Below are 18,061 nucleotides of genomic sequence, written 5' to 3' on the forward strand. Positions count from 1 at the left end.
TCACTCGTTCACGGTGAGGCCGCGCGCCTCGAGGTCGTCCACGGTGGCGGCCTGGGCGTTGTCCAGTGCCTCGGCGAAGGTCTGCGACCCACCGACCACCTCGGCGAACTCGTCCAGCACCGCGGTCTGCGCCGTGCCCCAGTTGGGCCCCTCGGTCCACGTCGCAGGGGTGTTGCCGGCCGACTCGATGAACACCTCGTTGATGGCCTGGCCGCCGAAGAACTCCTGCTCCTCCACCAGCGCCGGCGAGTCCAGCCCGTTGACCGTCGACGGGAACAGGCCGCCCTCGGTGATGAGCGCCTCCTGGGTCTCGTCCGAGCCGTTCAGCCAGGACGCGAACTCCGCGGCCGCCGCCGCGCTCTCTGCGCCGTCGAGCACGACCACGGCCGCTCCGCCGGAGTCGCCCTGGTTGTCCGAGCCCGCGTTCGTCGGCATGGCTGCCACACGCCACCGGCCGGACGTGTCAGCGGCGTTCTCGGCCAGCGCCGTGGGGAACCAGGCGGCGTAGCTGATGGTGGCGATGTCACCGGCGTTCACGCGGGCCCAGTACTCCGGCGTCCACATGAGCTCGGTGGTCACGAGGCCCTCGTCGAGCAGCGTCTGCCACCGTTCGGCGACCAGCATGCTGGCCTCGTCGTTGACCCCGACGGTCCACGCGTCGCCGTCGATGCCGTACCAGCTGCCCTCGGCCTGCTGGACCTCCTGCACCCACTGGCCGATCTCCCCCGGCGAGAGGTTCGCGATGTAGACGTCGGGGTCCGCGGCCTGGAGGGCGCGCGCCGCCTCGAGGTACTCGTCCCAGGTCGTGGGGACGGGGATGCCGTGCTCCTCCAGGATGTCGGTGCGGTACATCATCCCGCTCGGCCCGATCCCCTGCGGGACCCCGTACACCCGGCCGTCGAACGACACCGACGCCCAGGACTGCGCCGTGTAGTTGGACTCGTGCTCGGCGACGTGCTCGGTGATGTCCTGCACGCGTCCGTTGATCACGTAGTCCGGCAGGTCGTGCGTGCTGAGCTGGACGAGGTCGGGCCCGGTGCCGGCGTCGACCGCCGCTTCGACCTTCTGCCCGTCGTCTCCAGTCATCCGATGAAAGGACACCTGAATGTCGGGATTCTCCGTGTTCCAGGTCTCCACCAGATCCTCCAGGCCCGGCACCCAGCCCCAGAAGTCGATCTCGACCGGCCCCTCAGCCGGCGCACCGCCTGCCGCCGTCTCGCCACCGCCCCCGGAGCTGCAGGCCGTGAGGCCCGCAATGGCAACAAACCCGGTGGTGAGGAGCGCGGTCCACCGCCGCACACGGTGTCTCGAGAGCACCTTTGCATCCACAAGATCGTCCTTCCGTCGGGGTGGCCCTCGTCGGCCATCGTCCGGAGTTTGTCGCACCGCGCAACATACTGTCAATACAAAGGTAGGATGACTGCTCTGATTCGCCCGCTGGCTCACGCCACCGGCACGGCGCTCAGACGAGGTGCCGGACAGCCGTGATGGCGGCGCCCCAGGCATAGTCCGTGAACGCGAACGGGTGGACGTCGACGGGCGGGGCGATCGCCGAAGGGTCGAGCATCCGGCCCAGTGCCTCGTCGAGCTCGGCACGTGCGTACTCACCGACGATCCTCGCCTCGCCCGTGACGATCACCTTGTCCGGGTCGACCAGGTTGACGAGGTTGGCGACCAGCACACCCAGTGCCGTGCCGGCGGCCCGCAGCGCCTCGTCCGCCGCAGTCTCGCCCGCCCGCGCCGCAGCGACCACGTCGTCGAAGGTGGCGGCCCCGGCGTTGGCGAGCATCGCCGGGACGGTGACGTAGGCGGAGGCACACCCCACGTGGCCCCGGTAGCAGCGCGGACCGTCGCCGGTCACGATCAGGTGGCTCACCTTGCCCGTGCGGCCGTGCGCCCCCCGCACGAGCCGACCGTCGACGACGAGGCCCGCGCCGATACCGGCACCGACCCCGAACACGGCCAGCGACCCGGTCCCCCGCCCGGCACCGAACCAGTAGTGGGCGACGGTGAGCGCCTGCACGTCGTTGCTGATCGCCGTGGGCAGGCCGGTGGCGGCCACCACGGCCGCCTCCAGCGGTACCCGGTCCCAGCCGAGGAAGTCGGACCCGATCACCCAGGCCGACCGGTCCACGACCTGGACGTCGCCGGCCAGGCACACACCCACCGCCGACACCCGGGGGAACGCCGCACGGGCGCGCTCGACCGCCGCTGCCATCGTGGCGACCACGTCATCGATCTCGCGCGACCCGAGCGGGACCTCCTCGGTGGTGAGCACCCGGGCCTGCAGATCGGTCACGGCCACATACAGGGCCGCGCCCGTGAGCTTCATCCCGACGAAGTGCGCGCCGTCGGACCGCAGCGCGACGACGTCGGAGGGTCGGCCGGGCCCGCTGGCCACGGCCGGACCGGCCTCCTCGAGCAGGCCGGCCGCGGTGAGGTCGCGGGTCAGGCGCGAGAGCGTCGCACGCGACAGCCCGGTACGGCGGGTGAGCTGGGAGCGCGACCTCGGACCGTTGACGAGGACGTCGAGCAGGACCGTGCGCTGCGCCGACGTCAGTGGCGGCCAGGCCCACGGGGTACGCGACTCGATCATGCCGTGAGCCTAGGGCCGCCCGCGGGGCACGAGCAGTCCGGCCGGGACGCGGGCGTCGTGGAGCGTCAGCTGCGCCGGATCAGGTCCAGCCGGGTCAGACGCCGACCCTGCACCGCGGCGACGACCAGGTCGAGCCCGTCGACAGGGACGGTGTCCCCGACCTCGGCGATCCGACCCAGGCGGCTGACGACGTAGCCCGCCACGGTCTCGTACGGACCGTCGGCCAGCGCGACCCCGGTCTGCTCGGCGAACTCTTCGATGGTGATGCCGGCTTCCACGGACCTGGTCCCGTCGGCGGACAGCGGTTGCGCGACCTCGAGCATGTCGTGCTCGTCGCGGATGTCACCGACCATCTCCTCCACGAGGTCCTCGAGCGTGACGATCCCGTAGGTGCCGCCGTACTCGTCGACCACCACGGCCAGGTGGCGCCGTTCCCGGCGCATCTGTGACAGCGCAGGGATCAGGTGCGTGGTGGTCGGCAGGTAGAGCATGGTGCGCGTCAGCTCGCGCACCGGCGTGGTGCCCGAGACCCCGAACAGGTCCCGGACGTGCAGGACGCCGATCACGTCGTCGAAGTCCGTGCCGGTGACCGGGTAGCGCGAGTACGGGCTGGCCTGGACGAGCTCGAGCACCTCGGACACCGGCAGGTCGCCGTCGACGAAGGTCACCTCGCCGCGGGGGCGCATCACCTCGCTGACCGACCGGTCGGCGGCATCGAAGACGTCGCGCAAGATGCGGCGCTCCTCCTCGGGCAGCCCTTCGTGGGCCACCACGACGTCCCGCAGCTCGTCCTCGGACATCTCCTCGGAAGTGGCCCGCGGGTCTCCGCCGAGCAGGCGCACCACCGCGTTGGTGGACACCGACAGCAGCCACACCACCGGGCGCATCAAGGTCGCGAACCGGTCCAGCGGAGGCCCGACGGCCAGCGCGACGCTCTGGGAGCGCTGGAGCGCGAACCGCTTGGGGACCAGCTCACCGAGCACGAGCGAGAGGTAGGCGATGACCAGCGTCAGCATGATCAGCGAGAGGGTCTGCGCGATGTCGTCGGGCATCCCGGTGGCCGCGAGGACGGGTGCGAAGTCCGGGGCCAGCGTCGACGCACCGTAGGCCGCGGAGAAGAACCCCGCGACCGTCACGCCGATCTGGACGGCGGCGAGGAACCGGTTGGGGTCCCTGGCGACCGCGGCCACCCGGGCGCCGCGCCCGCCCCTGGCCTCCAGGCGGCTGATCTGGCTCCCGCGCAGCGAGACCAGGGCGAGCTCCGTGCCGGCGAAGACGCCACCGATCAGGATGAACAGCAGCACGAGCGCGATGTTGACCCACGTGTCCTGGTCCATCAGACGCCCACCTCCCACATCCGGATCGGGCGGTGGGCGCGGGGACTGTGTGCGTCATCCATGGCGACGAGTACATGATCCGAGGACTCGTGTGTCAAGCCGGGCCCCGCCGGCCGACGGCCGGCCCACCTCGATCGACCGTGCCGCGACGCTATAACGGATTGAAGCGCTTGCATCCGTGATAAGAACGGTGAACTCGGAGCGCACGAGACCGGACACGCCCGCTACCCGCGCAGCCCCGCACCGATCGACTGAGGACCGTCCCAGCTCCAGTACGGCATCGGCAGGTCTGCCGGGACGGCATCGGGCGTCTGGTGGTCGCGGTTCACGTGCTCCGTCGCCCACACGAACCAGTCGGTGAGGGCGGCACGCAGCCGTTCGTCGTCGGGCAGCCCTGCCTCGTCCATCGCCAGGACGAAGCAGCCGACGGCACGCGCGTCCATCTCGTCGTGCGGCCCGTTCCCGGAGTGGGCCCGGACGACACCCGTGTGGTCGCCCATGGGCGACCCTCCCCCGGTGTACGCGGGCGGGCCGTCCGCGAGCGCCATGACGGCGGGCATCCCGCCCATCGCGTCGTAGATGGTCCGGCTTCCGCCTGCCTCATCCGTCATGGGTTCACGCTACTGCCACGGACGGCGACGACATCACCCCCACGGACGGCGGTCGGCGGACCAGGCCTGTCGTTCCTCGCTGCGCGGGTCCTCCACCTCGGCCCACTCGGCGTCGATGTGCATGGTGGACCGGCGCCGGTCGTCGTACCGGGCCCACCCCGGGTCACCGGTGCGGGCGAACCGCACCCAGGCCTCGTGCATCCGCGTGGCGAGCCCGGTCGGGGGCCGCCGGGGGCCGAGCAGCGCGTTCGGCCCGTTCAGGACCGGCAGGCCGGTCGTGTCGAAGACGAAGGGCAGCTCGACCGCGTGCGTGGCGCCCAGCTGTCCGTCGAGCGCCTCGGAACGCCACGCGAACTCGTAGGCGAACGTGGACGACGGCGCACGGGAGGCGTGCGCCTCGGCGAGCGCCCAGCTGCCGGCGCCGAACAGGGCGTCACCCATGATCGCGGACCGCAGCTCACCGGAGGTCGCCCGCGGCCTGGAGGCGCGATAGGTCTCGACGAGGTCCAGCGGGCTCGGGTGGGGCGCGGTCGCGGCTCGCGTGACGTCCGCCGCGTCCGAGGCGGCGAACGCGTCGACCGGGACCAGGTAGAGGTGCCCTTCCTCCGTGGTGGTCCCGACGAGCAGGTCCACGTCCGCAGAAGCGCCCGAGGCGACCGACACGGCAGGCTGCTCGTCGAGGACCAGGCTGAACGGGCTCAGCCCGATGAGCGGGTCGTAGTGGGTCTCGGTCCGCAGCAGCCGGCTGCTCGCCGAGGCGGCCAGGAGCGCCGTGCTGACCGGCGATCTCGCCTGGGTGGAGCACCTGGCGCAGGCGGTGCGCGCCCGGACCGAGGATGCCTCGCTCATCGCCGCCGCCACCGTCCAGGTGAGCCGGCTCACGGTGCTCACCGCCCGCCACACCACCGCGTTCGCCCGGCTGATGCGGGCGGCCGCCCCGTTCGCGACGACACAGCCCGACAGCGCGCTGGACATCCTCGCGGACGCCGCCGTGGCGCAGTTCTACTCAGGACGAGAGTCCGAGCGGCACGCGATCTACGAGGCCAGGGCGCCGCTCGCCGAAGCACTGGAGACCTTCCGACGCCTGGGCGCCGCGCCGTGGATCGAGCGAGCACGCACGGAATCGCGTGCCGCAGGCGTCGACGTCGGCACGTCGGCCGGCGATGCTCTCGCCGACCTGTCGCCGCAGCAGCAGCAGATCATCAGGCTCGCCGCCCGCGGTCTCACCAACCGCGAGATCGGCGAGCGGCTCTTCATCTCCCCGCGCACCGTGGGCTCTCATCTGTACCGCAGCTTTCCCCGCCTGGGCGTCACGGCACGGTCGCAGCTCCGAGACGTCGTGGAGGGCACTACGTGAGGTCGAGGGCGAAGCACCTGGCCATCGGCTCACCGACGTAGGGCCCGTAGCCGTCGGTGCGGTGATAGCCCTCGCGCGCGTAGAACCGGATGGCGTCGGGCTGCTCCGTACCGGTCGAGAGCACCAGGGTCTCGACCCCGAGCCGCCGGGCGTGGTCCTCCAGCGCGCGCAGGATGCCGGTCGCCGCCCCGGTCCCGCGGGCGTGCGGGCTCACGTACATCCGCTTGACCTCCCCGGTGCCGTCGTCCAGGACCCGCAGGGCGCCACAGCCGATCGCCACCCCGTCCGGGTCGCGGGCGACCAGGAACGTACTCACCGTCTCGGCGGTGGGCGCCTCGACCTCCTGGTCAGGGATGTTGTAGCGGGCGGCCAGCTCCGACCGCATGTCGTCGCGCAGGCGGACGCCGTCCGCGCCGTCCCACGCCTCTTCTGCAATGGTCACAGCCATGATGCTCCGATCGGTGTGCTGAGGAAGGTGTGCTGAGGAACCCGGACACTACGCTCCCACCGTGAGACGTCACTGTGAGACACAGGTGAACGAGCTCGCGTGGTCGACGTCGCCGGATCCGTTGTACTTCGGCCAGCTGGGAAACAGGCACAGCGGTCTGGTCCGGCCGGGAACGCCGGCGTCATCGGTCAGGACGACGTCGTTCGCCGGATCAGCTCCCTGCTCCACCCAGTTCTCGATCACGGCCAGCTGATCCCACTCCGGCTGGAAGACGGACGACGGTCCGTGCTGGGCACCGGGGATCTCGTAGTACCGGACGAACGAGTCCACGCGCGAGGGGCCCATCGCCGCCTGCATGCGGGAGTAGTAGTGCCTGCTCGTCCTGGCCGCGGGCTCGGCGCTCCCCGTCCAGAGGAGAAGCTTTCCTCCACCGTTCAGGAAAGGAGACAGGTCGGTGGTGTTCGAGAAGAGTGCCGAATGGGCCTCGAGGTAGGAAGCCATGCCACTTCCGCTCGTCACGTCCATCGTCAGGGTGTTGAACTCCGGATCCCCGACGACCATGTGGCGGACCACCCCGTCGGCGAGTGACGCCCCCGAGGACATCTGCGGCGTCAGCGGGAAAGCGGGGGGCGTCGAGCCGTACACGCCGACCTGGGTCAGCAGCTCCTTGTGCACAGCATCGGGAACGCCCCCACCGTGGTCGGCGAGGTAGACCGGATAGCCGGGGAGACTCGACTCGCCCGTGCCGATCACGTAGGACAAGGAGGTCGGATCGTTGATCCGCTTCAGGGCGGCGAGCTGGACGTCGGACAAGCAGGCGTCGCTCGTGTCCCCTCCGTGCGGACACCTCAGGGTGGCTGGGTCGAGACGAGCTTCGCAGGCGCGGGTGTTGCTGATCACGCCGTCCTCCGCGCCGTCGAGCGCGTCACACGCTGCCAGCACGCCGGTGTACAGCGTGTGTCGCTCGGCCTCGTTCAGCCAGGCCCCGGGAGTGGCCACCGCCTGAGCCGCGGCGAGCCCGCCGAGCGCCACCGCGGTGACATTCCAGCCCGCCGCGCCCGCGACCACGCCGTCCCAGTCGGCCGGCCAGCGCTGGGCCACGGCCAGCGCCTCGCCGCCGCCCTTCGAGTAGCCGATGAAGTAGGACGTGCCGGGCGCACGGCCGTAGTGGGACCTGACCAGCCGCACCGCGACATCACGGGTCTTCTTCAGAGCATCGCCGGCGTAGTTCTTGAGAGCCTCGTCGTTGGAGCCGAAGGCGGCGGGGTGCTCTCCCTCCTCGTTCTGGTGCCCGGAGTCGCTCGCGAAGACCGCGTAGCCCCGGCTGAGCGGAAGTGGCTGCTTCTGGGAGCCCCAGAGGTTGGACGCATTCGTGAGCGGAGGGACGACGCCGTTCAGGCCGGCACCGCCCAGCATCACGGCCTTGCCGTTCCATCTCTTCGGAAGCGCCAGCTGAAAGGTGATGTCCGGCGCGGTCGGATCAACCGGCCTGATGATCCCGGAGACCAGACAGTGCCTGCCGTACGCCTGGTCCCCGGAGCCACCAGCGCGCGCGGCGCGCGCCGAGGACACGGAGGCACCGCGGGTGGGCAGGCCGATCGCGCTCGCTGCGATCTCGACGCCGGCCAGGTCGGAGCACGACGTCCCGGCGGCCGCATCTCGTGGGCGACCGGAGCCGTAGGCGGTGGTCACCGACATCGCGAGTGCCGTGACGAGGAGCACCACGACCGAGGAGAGCGTCAGCCTGTTGCGTCGAAGAGAGACGGGCATGCGTGCGTCCTGTTCAGCCGTGGTCGACCACCGGTCCTCGGCCGCCTCCGCTCGGTGACGACCACCGGTCGCACACGCGGGATTGGCAGAGTCTGACTACCTGGCAGGCTATGCCAGGTCGGACATGACGGTCAAGCAATCGCTCACCTGCGGGTGGCCTCGAGGCGCGGGTGGAACAGCCTGTCAGCGGCGGACGGCCGCGAGCATCTCTTCGCACAGGCCGAACGGGTCCACCGTGCCGCCCTGGCGCACCCAGAGCTCCGACGCGGCGTCGACGCACGCGAACACCGTGGCGATGATGCCCACCGCACGCACATCGGGCACTGGACCTGACTCGACGCCCATCCGGGCCTCGACGACGGGCACCAGTGCTGCCTGCCACCTCAGTCGCTTCTCGTAGTACCGCGACCGCAACGGCGGGTTGTCGAAGATCAGCGTGGTGATCTCCAGCACCCGTTCCGGCGTGTGGTTCGCCGACGAGATGGCGGCGAACCCGGCGAGCAGCGCGTCCCAGGTCGACATCTCAGCAGGCTGGGCCTTGACGGTGCTGACCAGCAGTTGCCCGAGGCCGTCCTGGTCGCCGCAGACCAGATCCTCCTTGGTGCCGAAGTAGCGAAAGAGGGAACGCTGTGACACACCGGCTTGCTGGGCGACCTGGGCGACGGTCACCGCTTCGTAGCCGTGCTCGGCGAACAGCGCCAGTGCGGTGTCGACGATCTCCGCCACGGCGGCCTGCCTCGACCGGTCCCACAGGCTGGTCGACTGGCGCGATGTGTCCATTGCTCTCCATCGCTGTCGGCGGCAGCCCTGACTGGCTCGCCGGAGTCAGCTACATGATCTCTGGATCGACGATCGAAGTCGAACGCGTGGCCGCCGCGGCCCGGGAGATCGCGTCGAGCAGCCGGACCGTCTCCACGGCCTCGTCGATCCCGACGGGAACCAGCGGAGACGTCTCCAGGGCAGACGTCTCCAGGGCCGAGACGATCTGCGTCCACTGGGCCAGGTGTCCCGCGTGCCCGATCGCGAGCGGGTCGGCCGCGCCGCTGGTGATGCCGCCTGCTTCCGGTGGCGGCACCCCCGGGACGTCCCACCGCCGCACCTCGCCCTGGCCGAGCTCGACCGAGCCCCGGGAGCCGAACAGCGAGATCGTCGCCGGGAACCCGGGCGGCGTCGCGGTCGTGGTGGTGACCACGCCCAGCGCACCGGACACGAACCGGAGCGTCGCCACCGTCGTGTCCTCGGCGTCGATCGGGTGAGCGAGCGTCGCGGACTGGGCCGTCACCGACTCGACCGGGCCGCACAGCCAGCGCAGCAGGTCGACGTTGTGCACGCCCTGGTTCATGAGCGAACCGCCGCCCTGCGCCTGCGTGGAGCGCCAGCCCGCCGCGCGGTAGTAGTCGTCGTCGCGGAACCAGTGGACGTTCGTCATCGCGAGCCGCAGCTCGCCCAGCGCTCCGTCGTTGAGGGCCTTCTTGAGCGCGACGTGCTCGGCCTCCAGACGCCGCTGGGAGATCACCGAGACCATCAGCCCACGCTCGCGGGCGGAACGCGCGACGCGCAGCGCGTCGTCGACCTCCAGTGCGAGCGGCTTCTCGACGACGACGTGGCGCCCCGCCTCCAGAGCCGCGAGCGCCAGCGCCGCGTGCGTGCCGCTCGGGGTGCAGATCGCCACGACGTCGACGTCGGGGTGGGCGATGACGTCGTGCGGCTCCAGGCGCTCCGCGGGCCGGGCCGCGGGGCCCGGCGCGGTCGCGGGCCCCCTGCCGCTGAACGCGACCAGCCGGGCCCGGCCCTCGAGCTCGCGGAGCGCCCGGGCGTGCATGATGCCGATGCCACCCATCCCGACGATGCCCACGCCGAAGCCGTGCGTGCTCACGGGGTCGGTCACTCGGCCACGTGGCTCGCGCCGAGCAGGTCGCGCAGGCGCTCGGCCGCCGCGGTGAAGCGGGGGTCGGCGAGCGTCGCGCCGTACTCGCGACGGTCCGGCAGCCCCGGTTCGAGCATCTCGATGATCCGGCCGGGGCGCGGGCTCATGACGACGATCCGGCTGCCCAGGTACACCGCCTCGGGCACGGAGTGCGTGACGAGCACGACCGTCGTCCCGGTCTCCCGCCAGATCCGGTTCATCTCGATGTTCATCTGCTCGCGGGTGAGCGCGTCGAGCGCCCCGAACGGCTCGTCCATAAGGAGCACCCGCGGCTCGTGCAGGAGCGCGCGGCACAGCGCGACCCGCTGCTGCATGCCGCCGGACAGCTCGTGCGGGAGCGCCTTCTCGAACCCGGTGAGCCCGGTCAGCGCGATGAGATGGTCGGCGCGCTCCTCCGCGCGCCGCCGGTCCATCCCGCGCATCTCGGCCTGGAGCAGGATGTTCTTGCGCACGCCCCGCCACTCGAGCAGGGCCGAGCGCTGGAACGCGAACCCGATCTCGCGCTGCGGCGTGGTGACCCGCTCCCCGTAGAGGTGGACGTCGCCCTCGGTGATGCGGGTCAGTCCCGCGACGATCTTCAGCAGCGTCGACTTGCCGCAGCCGGAGGGCCCCGCGATGGTGACGAACTCGCCGGGGCGCACCGTGAGCGACACGTCGTCGAGCGCGACGGTCTCCGAGCGCTTCGACGTGAAGCGCTTGGTGAGGTGCGAGACCTCGATGATCGGCTCGGTGCCGTCGGCCCGGGCAGCCGCTGCGGCGTCGGTCGTGGCGGTCACAGGTCCTCCCCGAAGGTCGCGTCCCAGTACGTGTCCGGCGTCGCCGGGCCCTCGAAGTCCGTGTTCTCGGACAGGAAGGTCAGTGTGTCGGTCCACTGCTCCTCGGAGTTGACGCCGGGTGCGGGGGCGGTCTCGAGGTCGAGGAGCTCGATCGTCGCCTCGAGCTGCGCCGCCAGCACGCTCTCGTCCGGCGCCTGCTCCGCGCCCGCCGCCATGGCGGCGACGGCGGCCTCGGGATCCTCCGACGCGGCGAGGAACGACTCCGACGTCGCCCGCACCATCGCCTGGACGAGCTCCGGGTCGCTCTCGATCGTCGCCTCGTTCGCCACCAGGCCCGTGCCGAGCAGGTTCATGCCGAAGTCCGAGAACGGCAGCGCGGACACCTCCTTGCCGGTCTGGTTCTCGATGGTGGGCGCCTGGTCGTGATGGAAGCCCTGGATCGCGTCGACCTTGCCCTCGATCAGCGCCGCGATCTTGCCCGCGGCGTCGACGTTGACCACCGTCACGTCCGCGGGGTCCACGCCGTTGAGCTCGAGCCACGCCGGGAACGTGCCGTACATGGCGTCGCCGGGGGTGCCGCCGACCGTCTTGCCCACGAGGTCGGCGGGCTCGGTGATGCCCTGGTCGTCGAAGAACTCGACCGAGCTGGGGCCGGTCTGCAGGAAGACGCCGACGCTGCGCACGGGCATGCCCGAGCTGATCCCGTTCGCCAGGGGCGGTGTGTCCGCCCACCCGAAGTCGGTGTTGCGCTGCGCCACCTGCTGGACGGTGTTGCCGGAGCCGTTGCCCGGCTGGATCGTGAGGTCGATGCCCGCGTCCTCGAAGATCCCCTGCTCCACGCCGTGGTAGAACGGCGCGTGCTCGCCGTACGGGACCCAGTTGAGGGTCACGGTGACCTCTCTCAGGCCGCCGTCCGAACCGCCCGGGGAGTCCCCGCCGGTCTGCCCGCAGGCCGAGACCATGAACACTGCGACGCCGGTCACTGCCAGCGACTTTCCGAACGTGCCACCACGCATGGGTAGAGCCCTTCTGCTCGTTCCACCGTCTCGGACGGGGAGGACGCGGGAGTCGTGCCTGTCGGCCCGGAGGGGCCTGTCGGTCCTGCGGGTCACAGCGCCGCGAGGGCGACGTTCCCGCGCCGCGAGGCGTGCCACGGGATGAGGAGGCGTTCGAGCACCTCGACCAGGACGAAGAGGACCACGCCGATGAGTGACATGAGGATCAGGTCGGCGAACAGCAGCGGCGCGTCGAGGTTGCCGCTGGCGAGCAGCAGCACGTACCCGAGCCCACGGTCGGCGCCCACGAACTCGCCGACGACGGCGCCCACGACCGCCAGGGTGACCGCGACCTTCAGGCCGGACATGAGCTGCGGGAGCGCGCCGGGGAAGCGGATCTTGCGGAACGTCTTCCACCGGGAGGCGCCCATGGTCGCGGACATCTCCAGCAGCTCGGGGTCGACGGAGCGCAGCCCTGCGACGGCGGAGATCACGACCGGGAAGAAGGCGATGAGCACGGCCAGGACGATCTTCGGCGTCATCCCGAACCCGAACCAGACCACGAGGATCGGTGCGATCGCGATCTTGGGGATGACCTGGGCGAAGAGGATGAGCGGGTAGAGAGACTTCTCCGCCGTCCTGGAGTAGACGAGGAGCACCGCCGTCGCCACGCCGATCACGGCCGCGAGCACGAACCCGACGATCGTCTCCAGGGTGGTCACCCACGTGTGCTCGAGCAGTATCGCCCAGTCGGCGACCATCGTCTCCGCGACCGCGCCCGGCGAGGGCACCAGGTAGGCGGGGACCAGTTCTCGCCAGGCCACGAACCACCACGCCACGAACAGGGCGAGCAGCACCGCGACCGGGCGCCACGACTCCGACAGCAACGTCAGCGCGCGGCTGCCGAGCGACGGCTCGTCAGCCGAAGCCGGCGATGCCGGCCGGGACCGGTGCGACGACGGCGGCGTGGCGCGTGTCTCCTGGGTGGTCACCATGGCGTGTTCCTCCATAGTTCGCTCTTTCCGTTTCGTCCCACGGGTCGACGTCGACGTCCGTGGGACAGCGGGTCAGGGCGCACCGGACGTCGTCGTCCGGTGCGCCGGTCGGTAGAGCAGGTCAGCAGCCCTGGCCAGCGGAGCTGCACGTCACCAGGGACACTAGGAGCCGCGCCCGGGCCGGACAACGAGTTGCCACTTGTTGCCCCGCCGTCGCGCGCACCCGGCGGCGTGCGGTTGCCATCGCCGCTCCGGTCAGCCGTCGTGCGGTTCCGTGGCCGCGTCGAGGTCGACGGCGACCGAGCGGAAGCCCGCCGAGCGCACGGCACGAAGGACCTCCCCGCGCAGGGGCTCCGCCGCCAGGCTCGTGAGGTCGTGGTGCGGCGCCTCGAGGCGGGCCAGATCGCCGTGGTGCCGCACGCGGATCTCCTCGAGCCCGAGGCGTCGGAGCTCGCTCTCCGCTGCCTCGACCTGGACCACCTCGTCGGCCACGGGGTCGGCTGGTGCGTCGAGCGGGTCGGTAGGCAGGGTCATGCAGTCATTCGAGAGGCGCCGCACCAGGGCAGTCAAGGTGTTGCCACCTCTTGCCGGGCAGGTAAGGACGTGCCGCGCCGGGTCCGGACCACGGCACATGGTTGCCGCCGGCCGGCACTCGCCGTACGCTCCCCGCGCATGGGCGAAACTGGCGAAACCGGGAACTCTCGCACCAGACCGACCATCTACGACGTCGCCAAGGCTGCCGGCGTCGCGCCCTCGACGGTCTCCCGGGCGTTCTCCAGGCCCGGACGGGTCAATGCCGAGACGGCGGAACGCATCCGCCACGTCGCCCACGAGCTCGGCTACCGGATGAACCCCATCGCCCGCGGCCTGCCGGACGGCAGGACGGCGCTGCTGGCGATCGTCGTGGCCGACCTGACGAACCCGTTCTTCTTCGAGATCATCCGCAGCGCCGAGAAGACCGCCATCGACTCCGGATACACGCTGCTCGTGGTGGACGCGCACGAGTCGGGCGAGGCGGAGCGCCAGGCCCTGGAACGGACGCTGCCCCTGGTGGAGGGGGTCGTCCTCGCCACCTCCCGGCTCTCGGACTCGGCGATCCGGGCCGTGGCCAAGCAGCGCCCGACGGTCGTGATGAACCGTGTCGTCACGGACGTCGCGAGCGTCATCACCGACAACGCCGAGGGGATGCGGCGCGCCGTCGAGCACCTGGCGGGCCTCGGGCACGTCCGGATCACGTACCTGGCCGGCCCCGAGGCGTCCTGGGCCGACGGCATGCGCTGGCGCGCCTTCCGCAGGACGACCCAGGAGCTCGGCCTGAAGGCGCGGCGCCTCGGCCCGTTCGCACCGACGCTCGCCGGCGGGCTCTCGGCCGCCCAGGCGCTGACCACGCACTCCGCGACCGCGACCGTCGCCTACAACGACCTCCTCGCGATCGGCGCGATGCGCGGGCTCACCCGGCTTGGCGTCGAGATCCCCCGTGAGCTGAGCGTCATCGGCTTCGACAACATCTTCGGCTCCGACTTCTGCACCCCGCCGCTGACGACCGTCGCCGCTCCCCTGCGCCACTTCGGGGCGTTCGCCGTCCAGCGCCTCCTGAACCAGCTGCGCAACCCGTCGCCCGGTCTGTCGCTGCCTGCCCTGCTCCCGGCGAAGCTCGTCGAGCGGGGCTCGACCGCACGCCACGCCTGACGTTCGCGGACGACAGGCCGGACCGTCGCGGACGACGGAGCGCACGCACGCCGTCCGCCGTCCCACAGGGGCAACAAGTGGCAACTCGTTGTCCGGCATCACCCCGGCCCGCATAGTGACGGAGCGTGCCCACGTCCCCGGCGTCCGGGCACAACCCCACACAGGCAAGGTCTCGCAGGCAAGGTCTCAACGGAGAGGCAGGCCCATGGAACGCAGATCGACCCACCGCACGCTCGCCGCGATGCTCGGCGTGCTCGTGCTGCCGCTCACGGTGCTGTCGGCGCAGGCCGACACCCCGGGCACGACGGATACCCAGGGCCTGGCGCACGCGGCCGCCGACCCCACGCGACCGCAGGAACCGGGTGTCACGCTCCGGGTGTTCGACGTCCAGGTCCCGCTGGACGACTACTGCACCCTCAAGCCCGGCCAGACCCCGAACATCGACAAGCTGATGCCGACGATCGACTGGCGCACGGCCGAGGACTTCGGTCTCGCCGACCGGTTCGTCACCGAGGTCACCGGCTACCTGGACGTCCCCTCCACCGGCACCTACGACTTCCGGATCACCAGCGACGACGGCGCGCGGCTGCTGCTCGACGACACCCTCGTCGTCGACCACCCGGGCAAGCACGGAGCCACCCCGAAGGACGGGTCGGCCGCGCTGGAGGCCGGGTACCACTCCCTGCGCATCGACCACTTCGACGGCGACTTCGGCCAGCAGCTCACGCTGGAGTGGCGCCCGCCGGGCGCCGCGGACTTCGCCCTGGTGCCGGGCTCGGTGCTGAGCACCGACGCCGACGTCACGCGCGTCACCTCGCCGGGCCGCAAGTCCTGCGAGGGAGTCACCGAGGCACCGGGCGACGGCCTGCCGCTCACCGAGGTGCACCCCGACTACACGCTGACCAACCTGCGCCCGGACGGGTTCGAGCCGCAGGTCACCGGCATGGACTGGCTGCCCGACGGCCGCATGGCCATCGCCACCTGGGGCGGCGACCGCGAGACGGTGCTCGGCGAGGTGTACCTGGTCGACCACGTCACGGGTGACAGCGGCGCCGAGGAGGTGACGTACACGAGGATCGCCGAGGAGCTCCAGGAACCGATGGGGCTGACGGTCGTCGACGGCAGCATCTACGTCTCCGAGAAGCACCGGCTGACCGAGCTCGTCGACACCGACGGCGACGAGGTCACCGACGAGTACCGCGAGGTCGCGACCTGGCCGTTCGGCGGCAACTACCACGAGTTCGCGTTCGGCCTGCTGTACGAGGACGGCTACTTCTACGCCACCACGGGCATCGCGATGGTCCCCGGCGGCGCCACCCGGGACCCGCAGCTCGTCGAGAACCGGGGCTCGGTGATGAAGATCCACGAGGACACCGGCGAGGTCGAGTACCTCGCGGGCGGCCTGCGGACCCCGAACGGCCTCGGCTTCGGGGCCGACGGCGGCATGTACGTCACCGACAACCAGGGCATGCACGTGCCGACGTCGAAGCTCGTGCGCGTCGAGGAGGGTGCGTTCTACAACCACTACACGAACCCGGACGGCCCCTACGACGACCAGCCGGTGACCGAGCCGGTCGTGTGGATGCCGCACGGCGAGATCTCGAACTCGCCGAGCAACCCCGTCGTCCTGACCGAGGGCGTGTTCGCCGGGCAGATGGCGATCGGCGACGTGACCTACGGCGGCCTGCAGCGCGTGTACCTGGAGGAGGTCGCCGGCCAGGAGCAGGGCGCCGTCTTCCGCATGACACAGGGTCTGGAGTCCGGCGTCAGCAGGACGAGCGTGGGCCCGGACGGCTCGGTCTACGTCGGCGGGATCGGCTGGTCGGGCAACTGGGGCCAGGCGGGCAAGCTCGGCTACGGCCTCCAGAAGCTCACCTTCGACGAGAGCCGCGCGTTCGACATGGTCGAGATGCGCGCCGTCGACGGCGGGTTCGAGATCGAGTACACGCAGCCCCTGTCGGACGAGACCGCGCAGGACCTCGCGGAGAAGTACGAGACCGCCCAGTGGCGCTACGTGTCGACGCCGCAGTACGGCGGGCCCAAGATCGACGAGGAGGACCTCGACGTCACGTCCGCCACGCTGTCCGACGACCGCAGGACGGTCACCCTCATGATCGACGGGCTGCGGCCCGGTCACGTGGTCAACGTGCACTCGCCGCGCCCGTTCGCGTCCGCGAGCGGCGAGGAGCTGTGGAGCACCGAGGCCTGGTACACGCTCCACCGCCTGCCCGACGGCTCCGCCCCACCGCCGGTCTACGAGGCCGAGGCCGCCGACCTGTCCGGCGGCGCACGGTGGAACACCAACCACGCCGGGTACTCGGGCGCCGGGTTCGTCGACCGCAACTGGGAGCCGGGCTCGCGCACCACCTTCGCGGTCGAGACCGACGAGGCGGGCCCGCACGACCTGGCGCTGCGCTACGCGAACGGCCAGAACTCCGACCCCAGCCCGACACCACGGTCGATGAGCCTGTACGTCAACGGTGAGAAGCAGCGGCAGGTCTGGCTCGACAGCACCGTGAGCTGGTCGAGCTGGGCCACCCAGGTCGAGACCGTCGAGCTGGAGCAGGGCGCGAACACGATCGCCTACGCGTACGACGCCGACGACGTGGGGCACGTCAACCTCGACAGCCTCACCGTCACGCCTACCGACCGCATCCCGCTGTTCGACGGCGGCGACCTCGACGCCTGGGAGAAGGTGAGCGGCGGGCCCGCGACATGGCCCGTCGAGGACGGGTCGATGGAGTCCCTCGGCGGCGACATCCGGACGAAGGAGAAGTTCGGCGACTTCCGGATGCACGCCGAGTGGTACCAGCCGGAGCACGCCGACGACGTCACGGGCCAGTCGCGCGGCAACAGCGGCGTCTACGTCCAGGAGCGCTACGAGGTCCAGGTGCTCGAGTCCTTCGGCATCGACCCCCCGGCGACGAACGACGCCGGATCGATCTACCTGAAGAAGGCCCCGGACGTGAACGCGGCGACCCCGATGGGCACGTGGCAGACGTACGACATCGTGTTCCGCGCCGCCCGGTTCGACGCCGGCGGGAACAAGACCGAGGACGCACGTCTCTCCCTCTGGTGGAACGGGCAGCTCGTGCACGACGACGTGCCGATCGACGGCAAGACCGGCAACGGCCGGGCGGAAGAACCGACGCCCGGGCACATCCGCCTCCAGGACCACGGGGACCCCGGCCTGAACCCGCGGTTCCGCAACGTCTGGATCGAACGCCTGCCCGAGCAGGAGAACACCCGGCAGGGCCTGACGTCGGAGGTCTCCGCGCAGCTCGCCCCGTCGAGGGTCGCGGCGGGCAGTGCGGCACTGGCCCTGGTGAAGGTGCCCCGTACGCAGGGCCACCCGCAGCCGACGGGGACCGTCCGGGTCACCGTCGGGGACACATCGGTCAGGGCCACGCTCGGCCGCGGCCCCGCCCGCCTCCCGCTCCCGACGTCAGGACTGGAGGCGGGAGTACACCCGGTGTCCGTGGAATACCTCGGCGACACGGTCTACCGGCGGAGCACGACGACGGTCGACCTGACCGTCCACTGATCTGGTCCCCCGACTC

The 18,061-nt window shown here is 71.2% G+C and carries 16 protein-coding genes; 3 read left to right on the plus strand and 13 right to left on the minus strand.

All coding sequences use genetic code 11. The annotated features are described in order from the left end of the window. From LUM46_RS23065 to LUM46_RS23085, 5 genes are all read right to left on the minus strand, one after another. On the minus strand, positions 1 to 1,317 hold the full coding sequence (locus LUM46_RS23065) for an ABC transporter substrate-binding protein (RefSeq protein ID WP_274997391.1): 1,317 nt from the start codon (positions 1,315 to 1,317) through the stop codon (positions 1 to 3). A 145-nt stretch (positions 1,318 to 1,462) separates the two neighbouring features. Beyond that, the gene (locus LUM46_RS23070) at positions 1,463 to 2,596 is read right to left on the minus strand and encodes an ROK family transcriptional regulator (protein WP_274997393.1); all 1,134 of its coding nucleotides are present in this window, start codon (positions 2,594 to 2,596) and stop codon (positions 1,463 to 1,465) included. A gap of 65 nt (positions 2,597 to 2,661) precedes the next feature. Continuing rightward, positions 2,662 to 3,933, minus strand: a complete 1,272-nt coding sequence (locus LUM46_RS23075; RefSeq protein ID WP_274997394.1) for a hemolysin family protein — start codon at positions 3,931 to 3,933, stop codon at positions 2,662 to 2,664. A 224-nt stretch (positions 3,934 to 4,157) separates the two neighbouring features. Then, the gene (locus LUM46_RS23080; protein ID WP_274997395.1) at positions 4,158 to 4,544 is read right to left on the minus strand and encodes a globin family protein; all 387 of its coding nucleotides are present in this window, start codon (positions 4,542 to 4,544) and stop codon (positions 4,158 to 4,160) included. Between the two features lie 33 nt (positions 4,545 to 4,577). Then, positions 4,578 to 5,393: a carboxylesterase family protein gene (locus LUM46_RS23085; protein ID WP_274997396.1), complete on the minus strand. Its 816-nt coding sequence runs from the start codon at positions 5,391 to 5,393 to the stop codon at positions 4,578 to 4,580. Between LUM46_RS23085 and LUM46_RS23090 the strand changes: the two genes are divergently transcribed. After that, on the plus strand, positions 5,362 to 5,901 hold the full coding sequence (locus tag LUM46_RS23090) for a response regulator transcription factor (protein ID WP_274997397.1): 540 nt from the start codon (positions 5,362 to 5,364) through the stop codon (positions 5,899 to 5,901). The two genes, LUM46_RS23085 and LUM46_RS23090, sit on opposite strands and share 32 nt — an antisense overlap. On the opposite strand, the gene LUM46_RS23095 is transcribed toward LUM46_RS23090, so the two are convergent. From LUM46_RS23095 to LUM46_RS23130, 8 genes are all read right to left on the minus strand, one after another. Beyond that, positions 5,894 to 6,349: a GNAT family N-acetyltransferase gene (locus tag LUM46_RS23095; RefSeq protein ID WP_274997399.1), complete on the minus strand. Its 456-nt coding sequence runs from the start codon at positions 6,347 to 6,349 to the stop codon at positions 5,894 to 5,896. The two genes, LUM46_RS23090 and LUM46_RS23095, sit on opposite strands and share 8 nt — an antisense overlap. Positions 6,350 to 6,418: 69 nt before the next feature. After that, positions 6,419 to 8,119, minus strand: a complete 1,701-nt coding sequence (locus tag LUM46_RS23100) for a tannase/feruloyl esterase family alpha/beta hydrolase (protein ID WP_274997400.1) — start codon at positions 8,117 to 8,119, stop codon at positions 6,419 to 6,421. Between the two features lie 183 nt (positions 8,120 to 8,302). Next, on the minus strand, positions 8,303 to 8,899 hold the full coding sequence (locus tag LUM46_RS23105; RefSeq protein ID WP_274997401.1) for a TetR/AcrR family transcriptional regulator: 597 nt from the start codon (positions 8,897 to 8,899) through the stop codon (positions 8,303 to 8,305). 49 nt (positions 8,900 to 8,948) lie between these two features. Beyond that, positions 8,949 to 10,007 (minus strand): Gfo/Idh/MocA family protein, encoded by a 1,059-nt coding sequence (locus LUM46_RS23110; protein ID WP_274997403.1) that lies wholly within the window; start codon positions 10,005 to 10,007, stop codon positions 8,949 to 8,951. After that, positions 10,004 to 10,822, minus strand: coding sequence for an ABC transporter ATP-binding protein (locus LUM46_RS23115; RefSeq protein WP_274997404.1), 819 nt, complete (start codon positions 10,820 to 10,822; stop codon positions 10,004 to 10,006). Before LUM46_RS23115 ends, LUM46_RS23110 begins: the two co-directional genes overlap by 4 nt. Next, on the minus strand, positions 10,819 to 11,805 hold the full coding sequence (locus LUM46_RS23120; protein WP_274997406.1) for an ABC transporter substrate-binding protein: 987 nt from the start codon (positions 11,803 to 11,805) through the stop codon (positions 10,819 to 10,821). The genes LUM46_RS23115 and LUM46_RS23120 overlap by 4 nt, the downstream gene beginning before the upstream one ends. Positions 11,806 to 11,930: 125 nt before the next feature. Beyond that, entirely contained in the window at positions 11,931 to 12,812 is an 882-nt protein-coding gene (locus tag LUM46_RS23125) for an ABC transporter permease (protein WP_274997407.1), read from the minus strand. Positions 12,813 to 13,067: 255 nt separating this feature from the next. Further along, on the minus strand, positions 13,068 to 13,346 hold the full coding sequence (locus LUM46_RS23130; protein ID WP_274997408.1) for an adenine nucleotide alpha-hydrolase family protein: 279 nt from the start codon (positions 13,344 to 13,346) through the stop codon (positions 13,068 to 13,070). A gap of 138 nt (positions 13,347 to 13,484) precedes the next feature. Between LUM46_RS23130 and LUM46_RS23135 the strand changes: the two genes are divergently transcribed. Next, positions 13,485 to 14,501 (plus strand): LacI family DNA-binding transcriptional regulator, encoded by a 1,017-nt coding sequence (locus LUM46_RS23135; RefSeq protein ID WP_274997410.1) that lies wholly within the window; start codon positions 13,485 to 13,487, stop codon positions 14,499 to 14,501. A 205-nt stretch (positions 14,502 to 14,706) separates the two neighbouring features. Then, positions 14,707 to 18,045 (plus strand): 3-keto-alpha-glucoside-1,2-lyase-like domain-containing protein, encoded by a 3,339-nt coding sequence (locus LUM46_RS23140; protein ID WP_274997411.1) that lies wholly within the window; start codon positions 14,707 to 14,709, stop codon positions 18,043 to 18,045. Positions 18,046 to 18,061: the final 16 nt, after the last annotated feature.

This window comes from Promicromonospora iranensis (assembly GCF_028994805.1).
Taxonomy (GTDB): domain Bacteria; phylum Actinomycetota; class Actinomycetes; order Actinomycetales; family Cellulomonadaceae; genus Promicromonospora; species Promicromonospora iranensis.